The 2,873-nt window shown below is 67.7% G+C and carries 2 protein-coding genes and 2 pseudogenes; 3 read left to right on the top strand and 1 reads right to left on the bottom strand.

Annotated elements, in window-relative coordinates:
* Positions 1-231 (bottom strand): annotated as a pseudogene (locus AC1D12_RS29910) (hypothetical protein); the annotation flags it as partial.
* A 134-nt stretch (positions 232-365) separates the two neighbouring features.
* Here AC1D12_RS29910 and AC1D12_RS29905 point away from each other — a divergent pair.
* The 3 genes and pseudogenes from AC1D12_RS29905 to AC1D12_RS29895 all read left to right on the top strand — a co-directional run.
* On the top strand, positions 366-1,613 hold the full coding sequence (locus tag AC1D12_RS29905; RefSeq protein ID WP_477825816.1) for an ABC transporter substrate-binding protein: 1,248 nt from the start codon (positions 366-368) through the stop codon (positions 1,611-1,613).
* Positions 1,614-1,701: 88 nt separating this feature from the next.
* Positions 1,702-2,613, top strand: coding sequence for a carbohydrate ABC transporter permease (locus AC1D12_RS29900; RefSeq protein ID WP_477844857.1), 912 nt, complete (start codon positions 1,702-1,704; stop codon positions 2,611-2,613).
* A pseudogene (locus AC1D12_RS29895) lies at positions 2,610-2,873 on the top strand (carbohydrate ABC transporter permease); the annotation flags it as partial. The gene AC1D12_RS29900 and the pseudogene AC1D12_RS29895, both read left to right, overlap by 4 nt.

Here is a 2,873-nt window from a genome sequence, read left to right as displayed (position 1 = left end):
GCGCTCGCCGGCCGAGGTCCACCAGTGCAGCACGTCGAGGGTCTGGGCCGGCGCGGAGGTCGCCGCACCCGCGAGCAGAAGAAGCGTCAGGGCAAACCCTCGCCACGCGCCTGTCGAATCCCTGCGAATTGCAATGTTGTGTAAGGCGCGGGCCGCGRCACGGCCCTTCGCGGCCCCTGCGCAGGCGCGCAGGGCAGCGTAAGGAAGCGTGAGCGCGTCATGTCGCCTCATGGTTGGAAATCCCTGGAATGACAAGCACTTGGCCTCGTGCAGCGGTGCCGGGCGCGGACCCTCGTGCGGGCCTCGTGTCACACGGCGGCCGATGGTACCTTGCGCCCCGCCCATCCACCGAAGGAGACCACCCCATGACCCGCCCCGTTCGCACTGCACTGGCTTGCGCCGCCCTCGCATTGACGGCGAGCGCCCAGGCCGGCTCGCTCGTCATCGAAAGCTGGCGCACCGACGACAAGGCGCTGTGGGACGAGGTGCTGCTGCCGGCCTTCACGAAGGCGCACCCCGGCATCACGGTGAAGTTCTCGCCGACCGCGCCGCCGGAATACAACTCGGTGCTGAGTGCCCGCCTGGCCGCGGGCAGCGCCGGCGACCTGATCACCTGCCGCCCGTTCGACGTGGCGCTCGACCTCTACAAGAAGGGCCGCCTCGCGAAGCTCGACGGCGAACCCGGCCTCGCGAACTTCCCCGATTCCGCCAAGGTCGCGTGGCAGACCGACGACGGCAAGGACACCTACTGCCTGCCGATGGCCTCGGTGATCCACGGCTTCTTCTACAACAAGAAGATCTTCGCGGACGCCGGCGTCACGCCGCCGGCCACCGAGGCGGAGTTCTTCGCGGTGCTCGACAAGATCAAGGGCCAGGGCAAGGTCGCGCCGATCGCGCTCGGCACCGCCGACCAATGGGAGACCAGCCAGATCGTCTTCACCGGCATCGGCCCGAACTACTGGAAAGGCGAGGAAGGCCGCCGCGCGCTGATCGCCGGCAAGAAGAAGTTCACCGACCCCGAGTTCGTCGACGTGTGGGCCACGATGGCCAAGTGGTCGGCCTACCTGCCCAAGGGCTACCAGGCCGAGACCTACGGCGACTCGCAGAACCTGTTCGCCTCCGGCAAGGCGGCGATCTACCCGACCGGCTCGTGGGACATCGCGTACTTCGAGAAGGAGCCCGGCTTCGAGTTCGGCGCCTTTCCGCCGCCGGTGCGCAAGGCCGGCGACGCCTGCTACATCTCGGACCACACCGACATCGGCATGGGCATCAACAAGGCCGCCAAGAACCCGGCGGATGCCAAGGTGTTCCTGACCTGGCTCGCGTCGAAGGAATTCGCCGAGCTGTACACCAACAAGGCGACCGGCTTCTTCTCGCTGTCGAAGCACGCGGTCGACGTGAAGGACCCGGTGGCGCGGCAGATGATCGGCTGGCGCGCGCAGTGCAAGTCGACCATCCGGCTGAATGCGCAGGTGATGAGCCGCGGCGAGCCGAGCATGGAGAACGAGCTGTGGACGGTGAACTCGCAGGTCCTCAACGGCAAGCTCGCACCGAAGGATGCGGCGCAGCGCATCCAGAGCGGCTTTGCCAAGTGGTACGCCCCCCAGAAGTGATGACGTCCCCCCCGAAGTGCTGCGCGCCTCCCCCCGAGGGGGCGCCCCCGATGGCCCGGCAAAGCCGGTTCCATGGGGGCCGCTGGGTATGAAGCGCTTTCCTTGGCATGCGGTGGTGTTCCTCGCACCGGCCGTGCTGGTCTACACCGCGTTCAGCGCCTGGCCGCTGGTCGACACGCTGCGGCTCAGCGCCTACGGCACCGGGCCCGATGGCGCGGTGTCGTTCGTCGGGCTGCAGAACTTCCGCACGCTGCTGTTCGACGCGCAGTGGTTCGAGAGCTTCCGCAACGCGATGGTGAACAACGTCGAGTTCTTCGTCATCCACTCGCTGGTGCAGAACCCGGTGGCGCTGGTGCTGGCGGCACTGCTGTCGCTGCGCGGCCTGCGCGGCGCGGCGGCCTACCGCACGGTGCTGTTCCTGCCGACGCTGCTGTCGGTGGTGATCATCGGCTTCAGCTGGCAGCTGATCCTGTCGCCGCTGTGGGGCGTCACCGAGAAGCTGCTCTGCTTCGTCGGGCTGGAGCGCTTCTTCGGCCCGTGGCTCGGCATGGAGGAGACCGCGCTGCCGGTGCTGACGCTGATGTCGGTGTGGCAGTTCATCGGCATCCCGATGATGCTGATCTACGCGGCGCTGATCGCGATCCCCGAGGACATCATCGAGGCCGCCGTGGTCGAGGGCGCCGGGCCGTGGCGCATCTTCTGGGCGATCCGGCTGCCGCTGATCCTGCCGACGCTCGGGCTCGTCAACATCCTGACCTTCGTCGGCAATTTCAATGCGTTCGACCTGGTGTATGCGGTGAAGGGCGCGTCGGCCGGCCCGAACTTCGCGACCGACCTGCTGGGCACGCTGTTCTACCGCACCTTCTTCGGCTACCAGTCGCAGCCGGGCAGCGCGACGATGGGCGCGGCGCTCGCGACGCTGATGTTCCTGGTGATCCTGTCGGGCATCGCGGTCTACCTGTTCGTCGTGCAGCGGCGGCTGCGGAGGTTCGCGCTGTGAGCCGCTCGATCCGCTCGCCGGTCCGTTCACTCTTCGTGCACCTGACGCTCGGCGGCTACTCGCTGCTGGTGCTGTTCCCGATCCTGCTGGTGCTGGTCAACTCGTTCAAGACGCGGCGCGCGATCTTCGACGACCCGCTCGGGCTGCCCACCACTGCCACGCTCAGCGTGGTCGGCTATGCCAAGGTGCTGGGCAACGCGTCGATCGGCGGCATGTTCGCCAACAGCGTCATCGTCACCGGCTGCTCGCTGGTCCTGATC

The sequence above is a fragment of the Rhizobacter sp. P1_G5 genome (assembly GCF_056405435.1).
The sequence above is the reverse complement of the archived record's forward strand: the minus strand, read 5'-3'. Positions and strand labels throughout refer to the sequence as shown.

What these genes read in the sequence shown, in the direction of transcription:
- AC1D12_RS29905 (WP_477825816.1), top strand. Translation starts at nt 366, where the DNA reads ATGACCCGCCCCGTTCGCACTGCACTGGCTTGCGCCGCCCTCGCATTG.
- AC1D12_RS29900 (WP_477844857.1), top strand. Translation starts at nt 1,702, where the DNA reads ATGAAGCGCTTTCCTTGGCATGCGGTGGTGTTCCTCGCACCGGCCGTG.